Origin of the sequence: Nostoc sp. ChiQUE02 (assembly GCF_034531305.2) — a bacterium.
Taxonomy (GTDB): Bacteria; Cyanobacteriota; Cyanobacteriia; order Cyanobacteriales; family Nostocaceae; genus Nostoc.
This window is the reverse complement of the sequence record NZ_JAVRBN020000007.1, coordinates 168,315-191,770: the sequence shown is the minus strand read 5'-3', so window position 1 is coordinate 191,770 and position 23,456 is coordinate 168,315. Positions and strand designations below refer to the sequence as shown.

General features: G+C 43.0%; 26 protein-coding genes. 9 read left to right on the top strand and 17 right to left on the bottom strand.

Annotated elements, in window-relative coordinates:
* Nucleotides 1–57 precede the first annotated feature (57 nt).
* The 4 genes from RM347_RS10125 to psaK (RM347_RS10110) form a co-directional block, all read right to left on the bottom strand.
* The gene (locus RM347_RS10125; protein WP_322716300.1) at nucleotides 58–207 is read right to left on the bottom strand and encodes a hypothetical protein; all 150 of its coding nucleotides are present in this window, start codon (nucleotides 205–207) and stop codon (nucleotides 58–60) included.
* A 151-nt stretch (nucleotides 208–358) separates the two neighbouring features.
* Nucleotides 359–1,555, bottom strand: a complete 1,197-nt coding sequence (locus RM347_RS10120) for a site-2 protease family protein (RefSeq protein ID WP_322716299.1) — start codon at nucleotides 1,553–1,555, stop codon at nucleotides 359–361.
* 415 nt (nucleotides 1,556–1,970) lie between these two features.
* Nucleotides 1,971–2,249, bottom strand: a complete 279-nt coding sequence (gene psaK, locus RM347_RS10115; RefSeq protein ID WP_322716298.1) for a photosystem I reaction center subunit PsaK — start codon at nucleotides 2,247–2,249, stop codon at nucleotides 1,971–1,973.
* Between the two features lie 265 nt (nucleotides 2,250–2,514).
* Nucleotides 2,515–2,769, bottom strand: a complete 255-nt coding sequence (gene psaK, locus RM347_RS10110; protein ID WP_322716297.1) for a photosystem I reaction center subunit PsaK — start codon at nucleotides 2,767–2,769, stop codon at nucleotides 2,515–2,517.
* A gap of 111 nt (nucleotides 2,770–2,880) precedes the next feature.
* Between psaK (RM347_RS10110) and RM347_RS10105 the strand changes: the two genes are divergently transcribed.
* The gene (locus RM347_RS10105) at nucleotides 2,881–3,525 is read left to right on the top strand and encodes a phosphoribosylanthranilate isomerase (protein ID WP_322716296.1); all 645 of its coding nucleotides are present in this window, start codon (nucleotides 2,881–2,883) and stop codon (nucleotides 3,523–3,525) included.
* Between the two features lie 43 nt (nucleotides 3,526–3,568).
* Here RM347_RS10105 and folE read toward each other — a convergent pair whose 3' ends face one another.
* The 5 genes from folE to RM347_RS10080 form a co-directional block, all read right to left on the bottom strand.
* Entirely contained in the window at nucleotides 3,569–4,276 is a 708-nt protein-coding gene (gene folE, locus RM347_RS10100; RefSeq protein ID WP_322716295.1) for a GTP cyclohydrolase I FolE, read from the bottom strand.
* A 98-nt stretch (nucleotides 4,277–4,374) separates the two neighbouring features.
* Complete coding sequence (locus RM347_RS10095) at nucleotides 4,375–5,100, bottom strand: SDR family oxidoreductase (protein WP_322716294.1); 726 nt, start codon at nucleotides 5,098–5,100, stop codon at nucleotides 4,375–4,377.
* 352 nt (nucleotides 5,101–5,452) lie between these two features.
* A complete protein-coding gene (locus tag RM347_RS10090) occupies nucleotides 5,453–6,433 on the bottom strand; it encodes an acetyl-CoA carboxylase carboxyltransferase subunit alpha (RefSeq protein ID WP_185586002.1) in 981 nt (326 codons plus the stop codon).
* Nucleotides 6,434–6,574: 141 nt separating this feature from the next.
* Nucleotides 6,575–7,594, bottom strand: a complete 1,020-nt coding sequence (locus RM347_RS10085) for a long-chain acyl-[acyl-carrier-protein] reductase (protein WP_322716293.1) — start codon at nucleotides 7,592–7,594, stop codon at nucleotides 6,575–6,577.
* Between the two features lie 127 nt (nucleotides 7,595–7,721).
* Nucleotides 7,722–8,420 (bottom strand): aldehyde oxygenase (deformylating), encoded by a 699-nt coding sequence (locus tag RM347_RS10080; protein WP_322716292.1) that lies wholly within the window; start codon nucleotides 8,418–8,420, stop codon nucleotides 7,722–7,724.
* Nucleotides 8,421–8,599: 179 nt separating this feature from the next.
* Between RM347_RS10080 and RM347_RS10075 the strand changes: the two genes are divergently transcribed.
* The 5 genes from RM347_RS10075 to RM347_RS10055 all read left to right on the top strand — a co-directional run bounded on the left by RM347_RS10075 (nucleotide 8,600) and on the right by RM347_RS10055 (nucleotide 13,276).
* Entirely contained in the window at nucleotides 8,600–9,427 is an 828-nt protein-coding gene (locus tag RM347_RS10075) for a carbohydrate ABC transporter permease (RefSeq protein ID WP_322716291.1), read from the top strand.
* A gap of 331 nt (nucleotides 9,428–9,758) precedes the next feature.
* Nucleotides 9,759–10,067, top strand: a complete 309-nt coding sequence (locus RM347_RS10070; protein ID WP_322716290.1) for a hypothetical protein — start codon at nucleotides 9,759–9,761, stop codon at nucleotides 10,065–10,067.
* A 135-nt stretch (nucleotides 10,068–10,202) separates the two neighbouring features.
* Complete coding sequence (locus tag RM347_RS10065; protein WP_322716289.1) at nucleotides 10,203–10,454, top strand: hypothetical protein; 252 nt, start codon at nucleotides 10,203–10,205, stop codon at nucleotides 10,452–10,454.
* 163 nt (nucleotides 10,455–10,617) lie between these two features.
* Nucleotides 10,618–13,062: a filamentous hemagglutinin N-terminal domain-containing protein gene (locus RM347_RS10060; RefSeq protein ID WP_416211868.1), complete on the top strand. Its 2,445-nt coding sequence runs from the start codon at nucleotides 10,618–10,620 to the stop codon at nucleotides 13,060–13,062.
* A 52-nt stretch (nucleotides 13,063–13,114) separates the two neighbouring features.
* Entirely contained in the window at nucleotides 13,115–13,276 is a 162-nt protein-coding gene (locus RM347_RS10055) for a hypothetical protein (RefSeq protein ID WP_322716287.1), read from the top strand.
* A 5-nt stretch (nucleotides 13,277–13,281) separates the two neighbouring features.
* On the opposite strand, the gene RM347_RS10050 is transcribed toward RM347_RS10055, so the two are convergent.
* Nucleotides 13,282–14,058: an ABC transporter permease gene (locus tag RM347_RS10050; protein WP_322716286.1), complete on the bottom strand. Its 777-nt coding sequence runs from the start codon at nucleotides 14,056–14,058 to the stop codon at nucleotides 13,282–13,284.
* A 327-nt stretch (nucleotides 14,059–14,385) separates the two neighbouring features.
* Here RM347_RS10050 and RM347_RS10045 point away from each other — a divergent pair, with 327 nt between their 5' ends.
* A complete protein-coding gene (locus RM347_RS10045) occupies nucleotides 14,386–15,534 on the top strand; it encodes a DegT/DnrJ/EryC1/StrS family aminotransferase (RefSeq protein WP_322716285.1) in 1,149 nt (382 codons plus the stop codon).
* A 248-nt stretch (nucleotides 15,535–15,782) separates the two neighbouring features.
* On the opposite strand, the gene RM347_RS10040 is transcribed toward RM347_RS10045, so the two are convergent.
* The 3 genes from RM347_RS10040 to RM347_RS10030 all read right to left on the bottom strand — a co-directional run bounded on the left by RM347_RS10040 (nucleotide 15,783) and on the right by RM347_RS10030 (nucleotide 18,898).
* On the bottom strand, nucleotides 15,783–16,526 hold the full coding sequence (locus RM347_RS10040; RefSeq protein WP_322716284.1) for a DUF561 domain-containing protein: 744 nt from the start codon (nucleotides 16,524–16,526) through the stop codon (nucleotides 15,783–15,785).
* 180 nt (nucleotides 16,527–16,706) lie between these two features.
* Nucleotides 16,707–17,249, bottom strand: a complete 543-nt coding sequence (locus RM347_RS10035) for a Uma2 family endonuclease (RefSeq protein WP_322716283.1) — start codon at nucleotides 17,247–17,249, stop codon at nucleotides 16,707–16,709.
* A gap of 704 nt (nucleotides 17,250–17,953) precedes the next feature.
* Entirely contained in the window at nucleotides 17,954–18,898 is a 945-nt protein-coding gene (locus RM347_RS10030; RefSeq protein ID WP_322716282.1) for a putative 2-dehydropantoate 2-reductase, read from the bottom strand.
* Nucleotides 18,899–19,067: 169 nt separating this feature from the next.
* On the opposite strand from RM347_RS10030, the gene RM347_RS10025 reads away from it, so the two are divergent.
* Both RM347_RS10025 and RM347_RS10020 read left to right on the top strand, forming a co-directional pair.
* Nucleotides 19,068–19,469: a fasciclin domain-containing protein gene (locus RM347_RS10025; RefSeq protein ID WP_292871282.1), complete on the top strand. Its 402-nt coding sequence runs from the start codon at nucleotides 19,068–19,070 to the stop codon at nucleotides 19,467–19,469.
* Nucleotides 19,470–19,668: 199 nt separating this feature from the next.
* On the top strand, nucleotides 19,669–19,998 hold the full coding sequence (locus RM347_RS10020; protein ID WP_322659546.1) for a hypothetical protein: 330 nt from the start codon (nucleotides 19,669–19,671) through the stop codon (nucleotides 19,996–19,998).
* Here RM347_RS10020 and RM347_RS10015 read toward each other — a convergent pair.
* The 4 genes from RM347_RS10015 to RM347_RS10000 form a co-directional block, all read right to left on the bottom strand.
* The gene (locus RM347_RS10015; protein ID WP_322716281.1) at nucleotides 19,982–20,584 is read right to left on the bottom strand and encodes a GNAT family N-acetyltransferase; all 603 of its coding nucleotides are present in this window, start codon (nucleotides 20,582–20,584) and stop codon (nucleotides 19,982–19,984) included. The two genes, RM347_RS10020 and RM347_RS10015, sit on opposite strands and share 17 nt — an antisense overlap.
* On the bottom strand, nucleotides 20,581–21,936 hold the full coding sequence (locus RM347_RS10010; RefSeq protein WP_322716280.1) for a UDP-N-acetylmuramoyl-tripeptide--D-alanyl-D-alanine ligase: 1,356 nt from the start codon (nucleotides 21,934–21,936) through the stop codon (nucleotides 20,581–20,583). Before RM347_RS10010 ends, RM347_RS10015 begins: the two co-directional genes overlap by 4 nt.
* Before the next feature lie 210 nt (nucleotides 21,937–22,146).
* Nucleotides 22,147–22,593 (bottom strand): tellurite resistance TerB family protein, encoded by a 447-nt coding sequence (locus RM347_RS10005; RefSeq protein WP_322716279.1) that lies wholly within the window; start codon nucleotides 22,591–22,593, stop codon nucleotides 22,147–22,149.
* 177 nt (nucleotides 22,594–22,770) lie between these two features.
* A complete protein-coding gene (locus RM347_RS10000) occupies nucleotides 22,771–22,908 on the bottom strand; it encodes a hypothetical protein (protein WP_190889848.1) in 138 nt (45 codons plus the stop codon).
* Between the last annotated feature and the right edge of the window lie 548 nt (nucleotides 22,909–23,456).

Genomic DNA, 23,456 nt, shown 5'->3' with positions numbered 1-23,456 from the left:
CCAGGGTAAGTGAGAGACGTAGTATATCACGTACTTACATTTTACTCACTTTAAACTTTAAGTTTTAATAATTTCCCAATTATTCTGAAGCGATCGCCAGCCTTGGGCAATTAGTGGAGATTTGGTAACTAAAAATTCGCCGTCAGTAATCCCTACTCTCAAGTTGGACTTAGATAAATTTGCTCCAAATAATTCGTAATTCCCCAATCTCAGAGCGGCAAGCTACATTCTTAGAAATAAAAAAAGGTAGGAAATCCTACCTTTTACCCAAAAAAAGCATTTTGTAACCAAATACCAAATTAAATATCACACATGCTTTTGACGTGTCTATTGCAAACCTATGACGAAGGTGTGACGCTTAATTTGTAGTTGATTTCGCAATTACTCCCAGTTGCAACCCAGGTGGATAACTTCCTTCTTCCTTAATGCGCTTAATTTCAGTATCGGTTATCCGCAAATTTAACTTTTGTGCCAATGTCCGCACGATATCTCCTCGATCAATTACACCAGCGACAGCACCAGCGGGAGAAAGCACGGTAATTCGAGGTAACTGCTCATTTTCTAGCTTATTAATTACCTCAGCTATTGATGTTGATTCCCCAACAGTAGGTATTTCTGTAAGCGGATGCACAATGTTGTGTAAAGTTTGGGTTTCCCATTCACTCCTTTGGGTTAAACGGAAATCGTCAATGGAAACTAGACCCCGGTAACGTCCATCAGATGCAGCAAAATAAACCTGTGAGGGAGCGGTTTCTAAGAGGTATAAATCGGCAAAGGAACGTAATGTCTGGTCAGCATCAACAACGCGGAAGTCACGAGTCATCGCATCGGTTGCCACCACTTTGAGTAGGCTTTCTTGCAATGTAGTCACATTGTCATAGGTGTTGGCGTTGCGGACAGCAAACCAACCTAATAGCGCAATCCACAAACCAAGTACTAACTCTCTAGTCAAAAAATCTACAACAAATCCTAAAGCGATCGCAGCATAACCCAATATTTGCCCAGCCTTTGCAGCCCAGTGTACAGCTTGAAAACGATTACCTGTTATTTGCCATAGTGCTGCTTTTAACACTTGCCCCCCATCTAAAGGTAAACCGGGAATCAGGTTAAATAGAGCCACCACCAAGTTAATTCTCGCTAAATCTCCGACCATTACACTGAGTGGACTAGTATCAGGGATCACGATAACTATCAGCCGGAGCAGAAAAAATAGTATGATACTCACCAATGGGCCAGCGATCGCTACTTGAAAGGCTTTGAAAGGAGTTTTAGATTCTTCTTCAATCGCAGCAATCCCGCCAAACATAAATAGGGTAATTGAATTAACTCTAATGCCTTGCGATCGGGCTACTAAGCTATGACCCAACTCATGTAGCAACACCGAAGCAAATAGCAACAGTGCCATGACTATTCCAGCACTCCAAGCTATAACAGTTCCCCATTCCTGATAAGCTACCCCAAAGTTGAGAGTTGCCAACGCTAAAATTACAAACCATAACGGGTCTAAAAACAAGGGAATTCCAAATAAATACCCAATTTTCCAATTTGTTTGCATTACATTGTCCTAAAACTAGATATCGCCAGTAGTTCCTCTACTGCAATATTTGCGTATAAACTTATACATATATTTCTGAACATCAATTCGGTAGTGCCGAGTTATGAAATGCTCTTATTTCTAGAATAGACAATTAATGCTTGTGAGCAAAACTCTAGAGTGGGGAATGGGGCACTTGTACTGAGCGGCTCGTGCCGAGCGTATCGCTAAAGCGAAAGCTCCGCTAACGCGTAGCGTCTCGCAGAGAAGCCGAGGTAAGCCGTAAAGCCTCCGGCATAGCTACGCTTAGGGCGCAGCCTCTCCAAGAGTTGTATTGAGCATTGGGAATGATGAGTTAGGAGTTAGGAATTATCGCCTCTACTCCTCTGCCCCTCTGCCTCTCCACTCCCTAGTAGTCAGCTGGGAAAAATAAAGTTTAGATAATGCCGAGATTAGTCAATCCCAAAACCGTACCAACACCAATCAGGTGACCGGCACTCATTGCGGCGAGGAATGTAGCGACACTGGGATTATTGAACAGCGACGGAAAGGGCAAAGGCATCTTAGGTCCAACATGAGGATAGCGAATTGTCCGAGGAATAATCAAAAGGCATAATAGACAAGCGCCACTAATAATTGCCGCTTCAGTCCAGTTCCATGTGGTGCCAGTGTTGGGTACAGTGGCTTGGACTGCTAATAACATTGATGACATCATGGTTCTTTCTCCTGCATGAATTAACTGAATAAGTCTTAGAGAGGGGATTAATCCCATCTCTAAAGCCACGTAAATCCTCAGCTGATGAAGTAGTTGAATCCTCTCTCAATGGGAAGGTTAATACCTCCCTCATCAGTTAGAGTGACTACACAAAAGCTGACTGGCTAATGCTTATGAGTTATCTTGCTGGAGAAAGAACCAAAATCGTTTTTAGGAGTTTTGTATTGATCGCGGCGTTACTTATAACGCCTCTGTCATCGCAAAACTACAGACGACCGATGTTAGTCAGTCCTAAAACGATACCAATGCCGATAATATGACCGAAAGCCATCGCACCAACAAATGTTGGAATGCTGACGGGCAGGATAGGGAGCTTGGGGCCAACTAAGGGTTTTTCAATCCTAGTACTTAGCAAAAGCACTACTAAGCTGCTGATGCTGATGATGATCCCTACTGTAGGATTCCACGCAGGTGTTGCGGGAACAGATCCAGCTGCTGCTAGTAAAATAGATGAAATCAAGCTTTTGTCTCCTAAAATGTAGACCTACAAAATTATAAAATTACCAAGGCACAAAAGTTTTACAGATAGTTTAGACTTTTTCGATGATTATTTTAAATTTGTTAGATTTTCATGCGCGTTAAAATTTGCGGCATCACTCAACCACAGCAGTCTATAGCGATCGCCTCTCTGGGCGCAACGGCACTAGGATTTATTTGTGTACCAACCTCACCTCGCTATGTTACTGCATTGCAAATTCGGGCAGCAGTTGCAGAACTTCCGCCAAATATTGACACAATTGGTGTTTTTGCCAACGCTAGTGTCCTTGAAATCAGTCAGATAGTTGTTGATTCTGGGTTGACTGGTGTCCAGTTACACGGAGATGAATTACCAGATTTTTGCTACCAATTACGTCAAGCTTTACCCAATGTCGAAATTATTAGAGCCTTAAGAATTCGAAGTCTTGAGCATCTTGACACAGCGGCTGATTACACAAAATATGTAGATACTTTACTACTTGATGCCTACCATCCTGAACAACTTGGTGGTACAGGCAAAACCTTAGATTGGTCAATGCTAGAGCAATTTAACCCCAATTGCCCCTGGTTTTTAGCTGGGGGACTAACAGCAGATAATATTGTCGAAGCTCTAAGTCAGGTTAGTCCTAGCGGCGTTGATTTATCTAGTGGTGTAGAACGCGCACCTGGAGATAAGGATTTAGATAAAGTAGCACTTCTATTTCAGAGTCTAAAAAACATTGATTTACTTAGAAGTTAGGAGTGATAAGTTGTAAATTAACTCCTAACTTCTAATTCAGCACTTAAAAGAACGCTGGTTGGTGGCGAATTAAGTTAAAAAATTCTTCACGAGTTTTGTGCTCATCTTGGAACACACCAACCATTGCGCTAGTGACAGTCCAAGAACCTGGTTTCTGGACGCCTCGCATCACCATACACATGTGGCTAGCTTCCATCACAACGGCTACGCCTTGAGGTTCCAGAATGGTCTGAATTGCTTCGGCAATTTGGCGGGTTAACCTCTCCTGCACTTGTAAGCGACGGGAATACATTTCAACAATGCGGGCCAGCTTACTTAGTCCCACAACTTTTTGGTTGGGGATATAAGCAACATGCGCTCTACCCATAAATGGCAGCATGTGGTGTTCGCACAGACTAAAGAAATTAATATCTCTAACTAATACCATCTCGCTATGCCCTTCATCAAAGATGGCATCGTTAACGAGTTCTTCAAGGGATTGGGTGTAGCCACTGGTAAGAAACCGCATTGCTTCGGCCACTCGCTTGGGTGTTTTGAGGAGTCCTTCGCGTTCGGGGTCTTCGCCAACTCCCAATATTAGTGTCCGCACGGCGTCCTTCATTTCCTCCAGCTGTTCCTCTTTTGGCGGGAACACATCCGCTTGTCGCCCGTTATGGGTGTTGCGATCGGGTCTAGGAGTTATGGCTTCTGCCAAGTCGGGAATTAGAGGTGATTGAGAGAAATTGGAACCGTTGGAACTAGCGATAGTCATGATTGAGTCTTGGTTATGGTTTAGTCATTAGTCATTGGTCATTAGTCATTGGTCATTAGTCATTTGCAAAAGACAAAGGACTAAGGAATAAGGACTAATTAGAGTGCGCCAGCACTGGGCATCAGGGTCAATTCATCAATAACTGCCTGTTGTGGTAACAGAACCGTGTAAAGAATTGACTCAGCCACAATTTCCGGGGTTAACATTTTGGAACGGTCTAAGTTGGCATGGACTGTTTCTGTATCCCACAGTTCGGTATTGACTGCACCAGGACAGATAGCTGTGACACGAATGCCGTGGGTGCGTTCTTCTTGTGCCAGGGTTTGAGAGAGGGCAATCAAACCAGCTTTGCTGACACTGTATGCTCCCCAACCGGGAAAGGGTTGCTTGGCGGCAATTGAGGCGACGTTGATAATTGTGCCTGTGCCCCGATCGCGCATTGAAGGTAAAATCCCCACAATGCACTGAAACACGCTAGTAAGATTCAAGTCAATTACCTGCTGCCAGCCTTCTAGGGGGATTTCGCTCAAAGTAGCTGTATAAGCTATGCCAGCATTGTTTACCAGAATGTCTATATCACCAAAGTCAAGGGCGATCGCTTGGATCTTTTCTTTTACTTCGGAGATCCGCGCTAAATCGACAGCGTAAGCTTTCGCTTCCACCCCAGTATGCTCGACTGCTTCTCTTACCGCCTCCAACTTGTCCCAAGAACGGCTGACTAAGGCGACATCTATTCCCGCTTTCGCAAAGGCTAAAGCCGTTGCTTTCCCAATTCCACTACTTGCCCCTGTAATCAGGGCGCGTCGTTTTTGCTCAACACTCATAGTGTCTCCCAATTTTTTGGCAGTTCCCAAAGCCTATTACCACCCAATTATTTACATTTCTCGGTTTGGATAGATTAAAGGAATCTAAAAATCTGATGATTTCCATTAAGCAACTGCTATAATGCAGTGCAATAGTAGGTAGATTGTGAGTTTTACCAGTGAAGACAACAAATAGTCGCCTGGAAAACCACGCCGTACACTCAAATTAGATTACTTAATAATACAAAATCCACTCAATCAAGTTGAGTAGATTTACCAAACATGCAAATGCCTATGGCTAGATTGTTAAAAATCTTTAAGCACATAGGCAATTATAGCATTGCTGCTTGGCTAATCAATCATTATCCAGTGTCTAATGGGCAACTTCTGTAAAAACACCAATTTTGCGGAATTTTTCATAGCGCAGTTGGCGGCGTTCTGGAGCGGTTAAACGATTGAGTTCGTCCAAATTTTCTAGCAGCACTTGCTTGAGAGTGGTAGCGGCTTTTAAAGGATCGGAATGAGCGCCACCAGTGGGTTCAGGTAGTATTTGGTCGATAATTCCCAACTTTTTCAGGTCGTGGGAAATAATTTTCAGAGCAACGGCGGCTTGGGGAGCCTTACCAGCATCTTTCCACAAGATGGCGGCACAGGCTTCGGGAGTAGCGACAGTATAAACGGAGTGTTCAAACATGAGTAGGCGATCGCCTACGCCAATACCGAGTGCGCCACCGGAACCACCTTCACCAATGACTGTGCAGATAATTGGCACATCTAAGCAGAACATTTCCCGCAAGTTGTAAGCGATCGCTTCTCCTTGACCTTGGTGTTCTGCTTCTACCCCAGACCAAGCTCCCGGCGTGTCGATAAAAGTTAGTATCGGCATACTAAACTTATTAGCGTGTTCCATCAACCGCATGGCTTTGCGGTAGCCGCCAGGGTAAGGCATTCCAAAGTTACGGGCAATATTGTCTTTAGTATCGCGACCTTTTTGATGACCTAACATCACCACAGGTTGTCCACTCAGACGACCGACACCACCAACTAAAGCCGGATCGTCACCACCACAGCGATCGCCATGCAATTCCATCCATTCATCACTAATAGCCTGAATGTAATCGAGAGTACTGGGGCGACGCGGATGACGAGCGACTTGCAATCGCTGGGACGGGGATAGACTAGTGAAAATTTCCTCACGCAGTTGCATAGCGCGTGCTTCTAGTTGACGAATTTGACCAGAAACATCGACGCCATTTTCTTCTGCAAGTTGCCGAATTTGATCAATTCGGGTTGCGAGTTCTGCTAAGGGTTTTTCAAAATCTAACAGTAGCGGTTTACGCTCGGTAGTTGCCATCGTAGGGGTTATGAATTACGAGTTATGAGTTATTTATCCTTTGTCTTTTGTCAGTTGTCCTTTGTCAGTTGTCCTTTGTCATTTGCAAATAACAAATGACCAATGACTAATGACCAATGACTAATGACAAATGACCAATGACTAAACCAGCAGCGGTCTAAATCCATGTTTTACTGATACTCGACCAATCTGCTCCATTTTGTCTACGGTAATCTGATTCCGTCCCCACGAAAAGTTCGTGTATAACTTCTCAAATTCCAGCAGCATTGATTCGGCAAAACAAGCAAACAACTGGCGGGCTGGCACGTCCATATTGACGATTTTCATAATTTTCCAGTCAATATCCAGGGAATGCTCTACAATTCCACCATTTAACACGTGTACACCAGGATGCTGAATTTTCGTCGCTAAGTTTTTAGGATAGCCACCATCAATCAACAAGCAGGGTTGTTTTAAAGTGGTGGAGTCAATTTCCACGCCTTTAGGCATACTGGCAACCCAAACTACCACATCAGCTTGGGGTAGTGCTTCTGTCAAACCCATGATTTTTCCCCGCCCCAGTTCGCCTTGCAACTCTTTGAGACGTTCTTGATCGCGGGCGATCAACAAAAGTTCTTGGACATCTGTTTTCGCATCTAGCCAGCGTGTAACTGCACTACCAATATCCCCAGTTGCACCACAGATAGCAACAGTCGCTTTTGATAGATCAATTCCCAGTTGTTTTGACGCTTCTTCCACCTGCTTACAAATAATGTAGGCAGTATGCGTGTTTCCTGTGGTGAAGCGCTCAAACTCTAGTTTAATGTTGCGGACTTGGCTAAACTGCTCTAACTTAAAATTTTCAAAAATAATCGAGGAAAATCCGCCTAAAGCTGTGATGTTAATACCATGCTTCTGTGCATGGGCCATGGCGTTGAGGATTTTGCGCGTTGCGGCTTTGATGCGGCGACTAGCTAGCATTTCCGGCAAAAAGCAAGATTCTACATACCGTCCTTCAATTTGTTGCCCAGTTACACTGGTGACAATAATACTATCGACAATTTGCGGTGGGGCGCTGCACCAAAAATCTAGCCCTTGATCCGCGTATTCTGGGTATCCCAATTCTTGAGCTACCGCTTGAGCGTGTTCTAAACTAGTCAGATGTCCAATTAGACCAAACATGTAGTGATTATTAGGCTTATTCTGTCTTGAGCGCGTGGAATTTAGTAGAGTTGGGAGTTAGGAGTTAGGAGTTCTGAGTTCTGAATTTCATCTACTCAGCACTCAGCACTCGTTACTCAGCACTCTTTTAAACGGCTATGAGTCCATAGGCTGACAAGCGCATAATATCGCGAGTCGTGAAACCGATGTTACTTAATGCTTCACCGTACTGGATCATGAAATCTTCTACCAAAGCATCTTTTTCCATTGCCATTGTGTGAGCATCACCCTCGACTTGGTTGAGCATTCTCCAGACGATGGGTAGGTTCTGGCGATTTGCAAGTTCAAGTTCAGCTTTGGATTCTGTAAAATGTTCTTTCAACCAAACTTCTCCAAAGTTGAGGTGGCTATATTCTTCTTTTACTACTCCCTCAGTGATTTTGCGGGCAAAAGCATCGGCGACTGGGATGTAAATGTTGTATGCTGCGATCGCAAAACATTCAATAATTAAAGACTGAATCAACAGACAAGTAACTACCTTCCCTTGCGCCGCCGCCGTTTGGAAATTTTGGTGTAGTCCAGAGAAAAACTCCTTGGCAAATTCCAAATCTGGGGTGACTTCCAAATTACGCCCACAAGCTTCAAATCCCTTTTTATGGCGGCTTTCCATCTTGGATAGGCGAATCAATTCATCATGAGATTCTGGCAGCAGTTGGGCTAGTGTGATGTAATTCTCATGGGCTTCTTGTTCCCCTTCAATTACGATCGCATTAATCCGACTATAAGCATCTTTGTATGTTTCGCTTTTGAAGTCTAATTCTTTAAATTGGTCTGCAAGCTGCTGCATGGTTATGTTTACTCCTGTAAATCTGAATTATTTGACACCAGGATTCAATTTACCCTATGAACTGAGGGTAACAATCACTGTGGTTTAATTTAACTTAACAAGTAACTATGTTTATAGATTAACTGTTGCTGGGGGCGATGCTCTAGTCCTAGCGAAACAAATGCTTTGCAGCTCAAGTTATGTCCAAACCAAACCCGAATCTGAAATCTGGTAATCTTTTGAGCCTAGTAGTGTTACTACTAGGGGCATTTATCGTTCTACTACCGTTGTTTGTGGTCTTTCTCACCTCCTTTGCACCAACCGCCGCCAGCCCAGAAAATTTGTCCAAAAATAACTGGTCTTTAGCAAATTACCGCGTTGCATGGCAACAGGGAAAATTTTTGCTGGCGTTTGCTAATTCTACCTTGGTAGCGATCGCTGTGACGGCGTTTCAGATTGTCACTTCCGCTTTAGCTGGTTACGCCCTAGCACGGTTGAAGTTTCGGGGACGCCAAGCACTGCTATTGGTCGTTTTAGCAACTTTGGTGATTCCTTTTCAGTTATTGGTGATTCCTATCTTTTTGGTTTTGAAGTGGGGATACCTGATAAATACATACTGGGCGCTCATTTTACCCACTGCGGTCAACGGATTTGGGATTTTCTTGTTACGTCAGTATTTCCAGACAATTCCTGTGGAGTTAGAGGAAGCCGCGGCTATAGATGGGGCGAACCGACTACAAATTTTATGGCGGGTGATATTACCTTTAGCCCGTCCGGCGTTGGTGACACTGTTTTTGTTCACCTTCATCGGCGAATGGAATGATTTGTTTAAGCCTTTGGTATTTACGACACGACCAGAACTAAGGACGGTGCAGCTGGCGTTGGCTGAGTTTCAAGAGCAATTTACGAATAATTGGCCTTTGATGATGGCGGCGGTGACAATAGCGACAGTTCCAGTGATGGTATTATTCCTCATCGGTCAGCGTCAGTTTATTCAGGGTATTGCCACGACGGGAATTAAGAATTAGCAATGAAACTGTAGGAATTTGAGATTTTAGATTTTGGTGAAGCATGAAGCAAGTAACGACAGGCACTTAAGCTGTCGATGCGTTGGCGTAGCCCACCATACCTTAATCTTAGAGATTTTTAACAATAAATAAATTATCCAATCTTATAGGGTGGGCGAGACACCCACCGCACAAGTAGTTAGATATTGTTTTATTTAGAAATCCCTTATAGATCATCAATACTTAAAGTAAATCCAGCAGAAAAATATTAAGTTTTGTAACGCTATGCATAATTGTTCCTAGCCAAGCCGAATCAACAATCATACACATCCTGTAGGAAATGGAAACAGTTATGAACTCTGAAACATTACAGCAGTTAAAAGACGAGATTCAACAGAAATTACTTGAAAGCGTTCATAACGCTGACTTATACTCAGTGCTTCAAAAGTACGGAGTATTAGATGATAGAGCTTTGACCGTTCAGTGGGAGTGTAATCTTGACCCAAATAAAATCAAATCTGGTAATGCAGTTAATGAACAGCAACCTAATGAATTATTGCCAGCAACCCCAGGAGAAACAGAACAGGCAATTGTGCTAATGCAAAAATCATGGTGTATCCCTTGCCCTTCAACTGGCAGTCCTCTCGGCTGTAACTGCTAAATAATTTAGTAACGTACTATTTATCTCGGTGCGTTACTTTCAAAATATTAATTTTTGCCATCTGTCATCTATAGTTGACTTACTTCCTATGTATCATACTTAAGTTTGCTAAAGCAAAGAGGTGCAATATTAAGTATGAATAATTTTTGGTACAGCTTTAAAGGTCTAGGAATTGCAATAAGTGGTGCGGTAGTTTTGTCTACAAACTCTGCTATTGCTCAAATTGACCAAAACATCAATCTACCTAAGAATTATGGCGTTACAGCACAGGACAATATCGAAATAATTCCAGGTAGCACCCAATATAAAACTAATCTGTCTAAAAGTTTAAATGTATGGTGTATTCCTTGCCCCTCAACTGGTAGCCCTTTAGGCTGTAACTGCTAAATAATTTAGTTTCCGTACTACAAAAAGTTTATTCCAATAATTATAAGAATGCTGAACTTTGCATTTACTAGTTAGGCTAAAAAGATAATCCTAAGTATCACCATACCTAATTAGCAAAGAGCAGTATGTCAATATAGTCTTATTTTTTGGGTGCAAGTTTGTAATGTCTGGATACCGAAGCAGTTGGTGCTGGGAGTTAGGAATAGTGAGTACTTTAGCAATTGCTGGAGTGCTCACTTTCTTTGAGAGTTTTGCCTTAGCCCAAATACAAAAGGATGACACCCTTGGATCTGAAAGTTCAATCATTACACCAAAGCTAATCGATGGTCAGCCTATAGACCAGATTGATGGTGGGGCAGTTCGTGGAACAAACTTGTTCCACAGCTTTGAACAGTTTTCTATCTCTGCGGGAAGGACAGCGCATTTTAACAATGCAATAAATATTCAAAATATCATCAGTCGGGTGACAGGCAATTCTATTTCTAATATAGATGGCATTCTGAAAGCTAACGGCACAGCCAACCTGTTTCTGATTAATCCTAATGGCATTGTTTTTGGGTCTAATTCTTCTTTAAATATCAGCGGTTCATTTGTGGCAAGTACGGCGAGTAGCTTGAATTTTGCTGATGGTACAAAGTTTAGTGCTACATCTCCTCAAACTACACCTTTACTGACACTAAGTGTTCCCATTGGTTTACAATTCGGCGCAACTGCGGCTCCCATCCGCAATCAATCCCAAGCCAAACCAGATGGTGCAGTTAATATCTTCAGACAAGGCGTTGGTCTACAGGTGCAGCAAGGCAAAACCTTGGCACTTATAGGCGGCGATATCACGCTAGAGGGGGGAAATATCACCGCAAAAGACGGAAGAGTTGAGTTAGGAAGCGTAGCAGGTAATAGTCTGGTCAGTTTAAGTCCGACAAACCAAGGTTGGACATTTGGATATGAAGGTATTCAAAATTTCCAGAACATCGAACTAATCCAGTTAAATAAAATTCGATCTACTGTAGATACTCATGGAGAGGGTGGCGGCAATATCCAGGTGCAAGGCAGGCTTGTGCGGGTAGCTGGCAGTTTCCTAATTCTAGTTAATCCCTTTGAAGTGCAACCAGGAGGGAATTTGACAGTGAACGCCTCAGAGTCTGTAGTACTTGAACAAGACTCGCAACTGTTTACTCAGAGTTTCTCCAACGCAAACTCTGGAAACATAAATGTCAATACTAAGAAGTTGGTGGTCAAAAGTGGAGCACAATTGCAGGGGCAATTGACCATAAACGCCTCAGATTCCGTAGAACTAATCGGCGGCACCTCCATTCCTGTCTTCCGAGATGGTAGTGATTTAATATCCAGTGGATTATTTAGTGCAACTTATGGCGATAAAAACGCTGGCAGTATCACAATTAACACTGGAAAGTTGCGTATCCAAGGAGGGGCAAGAATATCAACAAGCTCTGAGGGCATATATAGGTATATTCTTAACCGACTTACACCAGCTACAGGAAAAGCAGGAAATTTGACGGTGAATGCCTCAGAGTCTGTAGAACTAATAGGAACCTCACGAAATGGTTCTAGGCTCAGTGGCTTGTTTTCTGAAACTCAAGGGCCTGGAGATGGCGGAAACTTGACTCTAACTACAGGGCGATTGATTATCAAGGATGGGGCTGCAATAACTGTGAGCAGCCAAGCTCGAAAAAATGTAATCTATGTCGGAGATCCAAATAACTTAGGGAAAGCTGGCGATTTAAATATAACCGCTCGCTCCATACTTCTGGACAACAAAGGAAAACTTACAGCTGAAACCGAGTCAGGTTTAGGCGGGAATATTACGCTACAGGTGCGGGATTTATTACTGATGCGTCGCGAAAGTCAAATAACCACTAACGCAGGTACGACAGGGCTTGGCGGAGATGGCGGTAGTATCACTATCAAAGCGCCTAATGGCTTCCTCGTCGCTGCTCCCTTTGGAAATAGCGATATCACTGCTAATGCCTTCTCTGGCTCAGGTGGTAAAATCACAATCACCACTAAAAACATCTTTGGATTTGTGCCCCGCACTCGTGCAGAGGTAGAGAGACTTGATCCAGAAGAAATAAATCCGAATAACCTCCGAACAAATGACCTCACGGCATTTTCTCAGCAAAACTCTTCATTAAGTGGCAATGTACAAATCAACTCACCAGATGCTGACCCCAGTAAAGGATTAGTGGAATTGCCCATAAATCTGGTTAATGCTTCGCAGCAAATTGTCGCTGGTTGTAATTCTGGTGGAAAAACAGGAAGGAGTTCATTGATTGCTACTGGTCGTGGAGGACTAGCACCCGATCCCACAGAGCCATTGATAGCTGATGCAGTGCTTGCAGATTGGATCACACTCTCTCCAGAGAGTCAGAATCGTGCTGGCGATATTCAGAAAAGAGGGGTTGTTCAGGCGCAGCGAAACACAGAAGAAAAATCGCAAAAAGTTAATTCTGTCAATGAGCCTACTCAAATTGTGGAAGCCCAAGGATGGGTAATGGATGCCAATGGAAACGTGGTTCTGGTTGCTCAAGTACCCACTGCGTGGCCCCATAACTTCTCGCTCACTGCTACATCTTGTGCTGCTAATTAGAAATTGACTTTGTTAACTTGCCGTATTCAACTAATTGGTCGGTGCGTTGGCGATGCCTGCGGCGGGCTGCGCCTACGCAATGACGGATCAGATTCGGGTACTCTCAAAATCAGGCTTATTGCGTTTGCTCTTAACGCTTTCTGAGAAAGCGATCGCTCAACTGAACCAAGCATTGTTGATTGCTCTTGATCTGTCAGGGCGAGATGATGATTAATCTCTTCACCTCACCAACTGGGCGGCGGAATTGAAAAATTGACGACACAACCCCTTAGTGATTAAAACTGTTGTCAACAAGTTAGCAAAAGCAACCATGAACATAATTAAAATCTCATAAGATACAGCATCCAAGGGTTTCACACCAGCTAGCAACTGTCCGGTGGTAATTCCTGGGATTGCGACCATACCGATGAGGATCATTTGATTGAGAGTGGGAATCAATCCGGCTCTGATGGCGTCTTTGCGGTACTGGCTAACTGCTTGCTCTGGAGTTGCACCTAAGCTCAAATGAGTTTCTATTTCAAGATGGCTGGAATTAATGGTGCTGACAAGGCGATCGCCTGCGATCGCAGCCGCATTGGTAGCATTACCTAAGACTATCCCTGCTAGGGGAATTATATATTGTGGTTCATACCATCTCTCTGGTTGAACGATCAAGAAGTTGGTGTAAAGCACTGTCAAGACGGTACTAATTAAAATTGCACCCCAGACCAAAGGCAACACATGAGGAATTTTTTGGCTGATGCGATTTCGTGCGACAATCGCCGTAATTGTCAGCATTATTGCTAATAGCGCCAAAACTGCCCAAGCATTGTCTAAAGCCAAGATGAAATCTAAAATGTATCCCAATACAAGAAGTTGTAAGATGGTTCTCCCAGTAGCAAGGGCTAAGTTCAACTCTAATCCTAATTTTTCCCAGGCAGATAAACCAATGGCGATCGCCATCAATCCCACAGCAATAGTTAAATCCCCGAAATCCAGCTTGATCAGATCCTGCATGGGTTCTCTTTCTCCTGGTATTTTCTTCTCAAAGCAGCCCACACACCCGGAACTTTGATCCGAGGTGTTGGATCTTGGTTGATATATATCACTTTCATCAATTCAAAATTCAAAATGGTACGACCTTAACATGGCAAACACCTAGTATGCCTACTATCTGTAAATTAAATGTGCGGTAGTTTCCCGCGCCACAATTTAAGTAAAAACCCTAATAGATGCGTATCTTGGGCGATAGTCTTTTAGTAGCTCCTCTTTGATTAACCATTCAATCAGCAAAAATTGACTGTCGAAGTGCATCCTTTGTATCTCCCGATAAAATGAGAACTCATGATCCAAAGTGTAAATCCCATCCCTGCCTTTGATATCAAGCAGCAATACACCGCCATCGAAGCAGAAGTAAGTACAGCTGTCCTAGAGGTTTTGGCTTCTGGTCGCTATATCGGCGGCCCCTTAGTTGAAGGCTTTGAACAACAGTTTGCTGCTTATAATACTGTTAGTGAATGTGTGGCTTGTAATTCTGGTACTGATGCACTCTACTTAGCGTTACGAGTCTTGGAAATTGGTGCAGGCGATGAAGTGATTACAACGCCTTTCACCTTTATTGCAACATCTGAAGTGATTAGCGCCGTGGGTGCAAAGCCTGTTTTCGTTGATATTGATGCTACTACGTTTAACCTGGATGTAGAGCAAGTAGCGGCGGCGATTACACCCAAAACCAAAGCGATTATCCCGGTTCACCTATTTGGACAACCTGTGGATATGACATCATTGATGGCGATCGCTCAGTCCCACAATTTGTCAGTAATTGAAGATTGTGCTCAGTCTACAGGTGCAATGTGGGCCGATCAAAAAGTAGGAAGTATTGGACATATTGGTTGCTTTAGTTTCTACCCTACCAAAAATCTTGGTGGTTGCGGCGATGGCGGAGCAATAACGACTAATGACCCAGCGATCGCCACTAAACTGCGGATACTACGAGATCATGGCAGTAGAATTAGATATTTACATGAAGAAATCGGTGTAAATAGCCGCTTGGATGCTCTCCAAGCAGCCATTTTGCAGATTAAGCTACGTTATTTAGGTATTTGGAACGATCGCCGCCGAGATATTGCCAATTATTACTACCAGTACCTGTGTCAAGTTCCAGGGATTGTTCCGCCCCAAGAATTACCTGAGGGTATTGGGGTATGGAATCAATACACTATTCGCATATCAGGCGAAGGGCGAAATGGTTCTAGCGCCAAATATCGAGATTGGGTGCGTAGTCAATTGCAAGAACAGGGTGTGAGTTCAATGATTTACTACCCTCACCCTTTACATTTGCAACCAGTTTATCAAAATCTGGGCTATAAAATTGGGGACTTACCAACAGCAGAGCAAGCTTGCCATGAAGTCATCTCTTTGCCTATGTTCCCAGAACTGACAGAACAGCAACAAGACCAGGTGATTTATGCGTTGAAAGAAGTTATGAGTTAGAAATTAGAAATTAGAAGTTAGGAGTTTAAATTTTGGAGTTTTGAATCAATAAATTTCTTCAATTCATCACTCCTAACTCTTGTACAGACGCGATTAATCGCGTCTCTCCAAACTCCTAACTCTTGTACAGACGCGATTAATGAGCCAGCGCGTTGCGGGGGTTCCCACGCCACTTCCTTCAAGTCGGCAAAGCCGCCCAACGGAGTGGCTCCCCGTTGTAGCGACTGGCGTCGCGTCTCTCCAAACTCTTAACTCATTACTGCATTTGCAGTCGCTAAGGCTTCTACTAAGCCACGCACAGCGGCAATCATTGCGATTTCGCTATTGAGTTGGTTGATGGCGGAACCAACACCAACACCAGCAGCACCAGCAGCGATCGCTAAAGGTGCGGTAACGCTAGAAATGCCTGAAGCACACAATACAGGCACTGATACCACACGGGAAATCTCAAAAGCTGCTGCCAAGGTGGGAGCAGCTTTTTCAATTAATCCTAAAGTTCCAGGGTGAACTGGGTTACTGCTAGTACCACCTTCGGTTTGGATAATGTCCGCTCCAGCTTTCACCAGTTCTTCTGCTAACTGCACCTGTTGATCTAGTTCCAGGATGTGGGGAACGGTGACAGATAGGGTGATTTCCGGGAGGAGAGCGCGGGTTTGCTTAGTCAGCGCTAGCACTTCTGGAGCCTCAAAGCGGCGTCCTTGAGCATAGAAGGAATCGAAATTCCCGATTTCAATTAAATCAGCACCAGCTGTCACAGCTTGCACAAATTTCTCTGCTTCTACTGCTGACACACAAATTGGTAAATTTGTCAAACTTTTAGCTAACTGGACTAAGCCCGGATCGGCGGCAATATCGACAAAAGTAGCACCGCCAAATTCAGCAGCTTTGACAGTAGCAGCGACGCTAGCGGCGTCGAAGTTATTCAAACCGCTGATCACTTTTAGAACGCGGCGGTTAGTAAATGCACGTTGGAGTGTGGAATGCATCGTCATAGTTTGGCTGTTGAAGCTACGAAAATTAGGTATATTCTACCGTCCCTTCGCTGATGAGGGACTAAATAACTATGGCAGTTCCCAAATCTTGATAGTTTTATTTTTGAATTTTGAATTTTGAATTACGCTTTGCAGTACTATAGCAATCCATTTATATCTGTAGGATCTTTTACCACTATCCTAGTCAAACTCTGGAGGCCACAAATCTGCAATTGGTACTTCCCATCCTGGGAGCAGTTCGGGAACTGTTAAAATATCGCCATCACGAAGTATTATTGCCTCTTGTCCAAAGTTGTAAACTTCAACAATCCGCTCATCTGGATTGAGCAAAATTCCTACCTTAGTTCCCAAACCCAGAAATTCTTGAATTTTGGCTCTCAGATCCTGTAAATTATCGCTAGGGGACTTCACCTCTACAGTCAAATCGGGAGCCAATTGAGCAAAAGACTTCGGACTGCGACGCAAGCGTTCGGCTAAAACAAATGAGGCGTCGGGTGCGCGCAAATCTGAATTTGGCAATCTGAAACCAGCACTAGAAGCTGCTGTTCGTCCCAGTTTGCGCGGTCTAACCCAGTTACGTAACTGGGCTACCATTTCAGCTGCGACTTCATCTGATTCGTATCCTGATGGACTCATAACAATAATATTACCCTTGACTAGTTCCATACGGAAGTCAGGATACTGTTGCTGCATTTGTTCCAAGTCTTCAAGCGTTAGCGACATAAAACCTCTAATTATCACACGCCTTGTATCTATATTATGGAGACAACAGACCTCTCCAGGAGCGATCGCCCCATGAATTTCCCAGCCATCGCTAAACGTATCACTCCAAATACTTCCTACGTTTTGCTGTAGAATGTCAGTTGGAAGAATTAGAAAAGCTGGATGTATCTCTAGAAGTTACAAGTGGCTGACGAACTAACTTATTTAGATTAAATTTTAGAAATCAAATAGTTAGTATTGCTTATTTTTCAAAACACTCCATTGCTGTTTGTAATTTCTCAACTTGCCTGGGTGCTTACATTTCGCTAAAAAGTGCGTAGGCATAGCCCGTTGCAGACATCGCTTGCACAAAAATTTCCCTATTCTGAGCAATTTCACCCATTTTTTTATGAGTCAATGCCAACTGATAATAAGCCTCAGCTAAGTCTGATTTAGCACCGATTTTATCCAGAATTTCTATTGCTTCTGAATGATGAAAAATTGCTCTCAGAAATTCTTCCTGTTTTCGAAAAAGTTAAGTTAAGCGATCGCTTACGTTCTATCCAGTGGTTTAGGTATCTTACAAATCATACCCATACTGCTGTATCTTTTACAACAGTTTTTGCTCTATTGGGAATTATCCTGTCGTGCTTAATTACAATAGCAGTAATTTTTGAATCCCTGCGTTAAGAATTGAGGGAATAGGGAGTGAAGAATTGTCTCCCTTATCTCTCTCCCTTTCCCCTCGCGTTCAAAAACTTCAACTGGTGGTATAAACAGCTAATCTGTAATAAATCCACACCTGCTGCTTGGGCTTTTCGTAATGGGTTGCCGAAAATCGCTTCTACCTCCAAGGGACGATTTTCGTCGTAGTCAATTTTCATGCTGGGGCGGTAAGGCGTCATCTTGACAGTATAATCCAGCATTGTTTGAATGAAGCGATCGCTGATGGTTCGCCCATAACTTTTCGCCCCTGCTGCTACTTCATACATCAACTGTTCAACTAACTTGCTAGTATACTCATGCGCCATTAATTCATCTGTTCTAGCGTTGAGAATCACAGATAGCCCATTGTAGGGGATATTCCATACCAGCTTTTTCCAGCGTGCTAGTAGCAAATCTTCAGCTAATTCAATTGAGATATCAGCGCTTTCAAAGTTATCAGCAATTTGCTGCATTCTCTCAGTTATCTCACTTGGCTCATAATTATAAGCATATTCACTTAATGTAATCTGCCCATAGTCTAGGTGGTGTATATGTCCTGGCCTCACTTTGTTAGAACACAAAAAGCACAACCCACCGATCACAGTTACATTACCAACAATTTGAGCAACTTCCTCTTCTACACCGAGTCCATTTTGCAATACCAATACCACCCCATCGTCTTTAACCACAGGTGGCAACATCTTTGGTAGTAAATGGTTTTGCGTAGTTTTCAGTGCCACCACCACGACATCGCATTGTGGCATCTTTTCTACGTCGTTGTAGGCGTGAACTTTGGCAAGGGTGAAGTCGCCGTCTTTGGACTCCACCACTAAACCATATTTGTTTACATGTTCGTAATCACTCTTGAGCAAAAAGTGGACATCTAACCCAGCTTTTTGCAGTCTGGCACCATAGAACCCACCCAATGCTCCAGTTCCTAGAATGGCATACGTGCGATCGGACATTTCTTCTATAAGGGAATTTTTTTTGAAACATCATAAAGTGATGTCCGAAGGGGAGTACGCGTCTACATGTAGTTTATTGACTACCTGCTTTGAAATTTATTTTATTTAATAAAACTTAAAAGAGGTTTATTATCCTTTAAAATCTTTTGCAGAGATTTAGGTAAGATATATGGCTGATATTGTTGATATTGCAGTTACGGCTGAGTCTTTCAAAACACTGGTAGCGGCTGTACAAGCTGCTGGCTTAGTAGAAACATTAAAAAGTCCTGGCCCGTTCACTGTCTTTGCGCCAAATGACGATGCTTTTGCCAAGTTACCAGCGGGAACTATCCAGACTCTGTTACAAAATATTCCCCAGCTAACGCGAATTTTAAAGTATCATGTCGTTCCGGGAAAGCTGCTACAAGCTGATTTGGCACAACTCGGTACAGTTAATTCTGTGGAAGGTTCACCGATTAAAATTGATTCTTCTGATGGCTTTGAAGTAAAAAATGCCACAGTTTTAGCAGCAGATATTGAAGCTGATAATGGTGTGGTACACGTTATCGATACGGTGATTTTACCAGGTTAATTCAGCTAGGGTGGGTGTTTTCCACCCTACTTATCCAAAATCTTTATAATTAACTAACTATTGGTAGTATCAAAACGCAGCTTAATAGTTTAATTTATGTTATATTTGCAAAGTGATTACTCACTCAGATGTTAATGTAGATTTCGTTAGTTTAAAATAATTAAATTCTTAAAAAGCTAACATCTATCCCAACAAATTAATGCTCGATTTTAACACCCTAGTTGAGTTCTCTCGTGGCAATTGCGTGAGTATTTGTGCATTTCTCGTACCAGCAAACTTGCTTGTCACAATTTTAACGATGAGCCTAGTAGCGTTACGTCGCCCATCACATCAAGTGTGGCAATCTGCTGGAATTGCTAGCTTTTTCGCTTCTGTAATGATATTGCACGTATATACTTGGTTCATGATTGGCGTGGTGATGGCTCCTACTTATATCTTGCTGTGGCTAGCAATCACCTGTTTAGTAACTAATTTTGCAGCAATTCTTTTTCAAAGACGCTACAGCAATAGCCCTAGTCTTTCCAACTGAAGTCTATCAGGCGTCTATGGGTAAGATTTCCAGAAAATGATCCTTTGACGCCTCTCCATTCATGCTCAAGGATGGCATATAGCCAAGAGTCTCGCCATTCTCCTTTAATCCAATGGTGTTCTCGCAAATATCCTTCTTGTTGCATTCCGATTTTTTGCATAACTCGTGCTGAGGCAATGTTTTCTGGGTGACAAGTCGCAAAGACGCGATGTAGGTCTAACTCCTGAAAACCAAATGATACAACTGCTTTTACAGCTTCAGTTGCATATCCTTGTCCCCAGAATTCCTTAGACAAACAGTATCCAATAGAGCCTGTTTTATTGATAGTATCCTTAACGGATATACGATAGATACCAATTAATTGCTTTTGAGCTTTCAAAGTTACTGCCAAAGCAAAATGCTGACGGGGTTCTTTTCCTTGCAATGAAATCTCTCTTTGCAAAAAATTTTTGGTATCTTCTTCGTTATTAGGGCCAAAGGTCAAATAGCGCACAACTTCACGATCGCTGGCGTATTGATGAACCGCTGGCCAGTCTGATTCTACAAAGTCTCGTAGTATCAGACGTTGGGTTTCTAGTGGAATCATTTGGGAAATTCTGCACGTAACTGATTGACTACCCGATCTAGTCCCACGGAATGGGCGGCTTTGAATAATAAACGATCGCCTGCTTGCACAAATGTCTTCAACCTAGCCACCAAATCAGCATGAGTTGCAAAGCATTCCGATGGCACACCTTCGGCACTAAGGGCGATCGCTTCGGCATCTTGTCCATCTACCAAAACCAACAAGCCGTCTAAATTCAACTTTCGCACTGTTTCTCCCACGCGCTGGTGCAACTGCTGCGATCGCTCTCCCAATTCTTTCATTGCACCCAATACGGCTATCTTCCGCTTTCCGGGTGTGTCTGCCAATAATTGCAACGCAGCGATCATAGCTTCTGGAGCAGCATTATAAGTTTCATCTAAGATTAGCACATCGTTGGGTAAGCTAAATCGCTGCGATCGCCCTGTGGGCATATCCACCATCACACCTGCTTTAAGACTTTCCCAATCGATCCTCAAAACCTTTGCCACCGCTAAAGCCGCCAAGAAATTAGTCGCATTGTGACGCCCAGGCAACGGCAGAGGTAGTTGGATTCCTGCAACTTCCACAGTCTCGTTATCAATTAACTGCCCTTGAATATCCCCACCAGACAAGCCATAAGTTACAACTTGTCCTGCCCAAACTTTCGCCGCTGTGGCCATTAATAGGGGATTATCGTGGTTGAGAATTGCCACGCTATCAGCAGACATTTCGGCTAGCAACTCACATTTTGCCTGAGCGATCGCTTCTTCGGAACCCAGTAACTCAATATGCGCTGTCCCCACATTGGTAATCACTCCAATTGTTGGACGCGCTATTTGCGTCAGTTCGGCAATTTGTCCTCTACCCCGCATCGCCATTTCAATCACGGCGTAGTCATTTTCTGCGCCAAGTTCTAGGAGAGTTTTCGGAACACCGATTTCGTTGTTGTAATTTCCATAAGTTTTGTGAACTCGTCCTTTTGTTGCCAAAACTGCGGCGATCAATTCTTTGGTTGTAGTTTTACCCACCGAACCGGTAACGCCAATTACAGGAATATTAAAGCGATCGCGCCACCATCTGCCAATTTTTTGATATGCCTGAAGGGTATCTTTTACTTGTAAGATAGGAAATCCTGGATTTTCGTATTCAAAATCCACAATTGCAGCTAAAGCACCCTTTGCGATCGCTGTTGGCACAAATTCATGTCCATCAAACTTATCGCCTCGCAAAGCTACAAATACTTCGCCCGGCTTCAGGGAACGGCTATCTGTTTGTATACCGCTACTTAGTTGTGTTAAAGCAGCTTCAGATAAGTTTACAGTCCGAGCCAAAATAACTTCAACCAATTGGGCTAGGGTGGCAGAACAACGCATAAGTAATTTACAATTTAAAGTTCAAAATTAGAAAATCGAATTATGGCACAACCCTGTATTGAACAACAAGATTTGCGACTTCTCGAAGAAATGAGGAATCTAAGCCTAGTCACAATAACACCAAAAATAGTGCCAAAGAAGCTTAACTCCTTTGGCACACTTTGTTTATAAGCTATTTATATAGTTTAATTAAGCATATATTCTATCGTCCTATCCCCGGTTTTTAATTAAGATTACTTGCACAACTTGTATTGCTATCTCACTAGAAACCCCTAAAGCTTGATATAAATCATTTAAGAAGTTTTTTTCTTCTTCAGCTACAATACCTTCAGCTAGAACTAGATCGGTGGCTACTGCAAAGGCTGCTTCCCGTAAGTCTTGAGACAGAGAATCTTTTGCTGCATTAAATAAAGCGTTAAAACCATCGCCCTGGAGAATGCCTAAGATTTTGTCAAACAGCCTATTCATCATCTCATGATGATAACTTTTAAAAAGTTTCATCCGAGACAGCACATAAGTGATAGAATTTGCTTGCTCAACAGAAAGGTAACCGTCTGAGGCTGTTGCCGTCAAGATAATGACAGCAAAGGCTTCCGCTGGATTGAGTGCTGTTTGGGTTTGGCTTTCTGTACCCAACACAGCGTCGAATAGACCCATTGTAGTAGCTCCTTGGTTAGAGTCTCAATAGCGCTACAGTTACCTGTGTTTTTGGTAGATTTCCAGGTAAGAATGCAACGCTGTGAGACTTTCATGCTTTAGTGTTCCCAGGATTTATTCACGGCGAACACTTGCACCCAATGGTTTTTGGCAATAAATACATTGCCATCTCTAAACTTAGCGTTCTCCTGCCTTTTCTATTGTTTCAATTACCGCCAAACCTATACCAGAAGCAGCTATTAACAGTACTCCTGATAACAAATAGGCGTTGGTCAACATCCGTAGAGCTTCATCGAAAAAAATGTAGGTGGTCATTGCTTCACCTTTTGAAATTTGTGCTGCTAGTACTTTTTATTTCTCCACACACCGATAGGTGAATTTCGCTGAGAAACTGCTAGCAATTGCATCTTAACAAAACTTTAGCTCTTTCAGAACATCATTCAAACTTTTTATTTCTGAAGATTTGATGAATTTTAGAGAGTGTTGGTAAAAGAAATTACTTAGGTTGATTTAGAGCAAAATTTGTCTCACCCTAAAATTACGTAAAGATAGTTGTTAAATTAGTCAACTAACTCACAAAGAATCATGACAATAAATATGCACAAATTGCCTATTTTTATCGACTTTGTTGTGAAATTCCAAGGAAATATACAAAAGATTCCCGGTTTCTGAGAGAAGTCGGGAATCTGAGCTACAAATCAAATAGGATTACTATGATCTCAGTGCATATACGAAAGTTACTCAATCAGGAATTCCGAGGTTTCACCTAAGGGACTTCCAACTAAAAAAATGTCCCATCGCTGTGTAAGCAGGGGGAGCAGGGGGAGCAGAGGAAGAAGAGGAAGCAGGGAAGGAAGAATCCG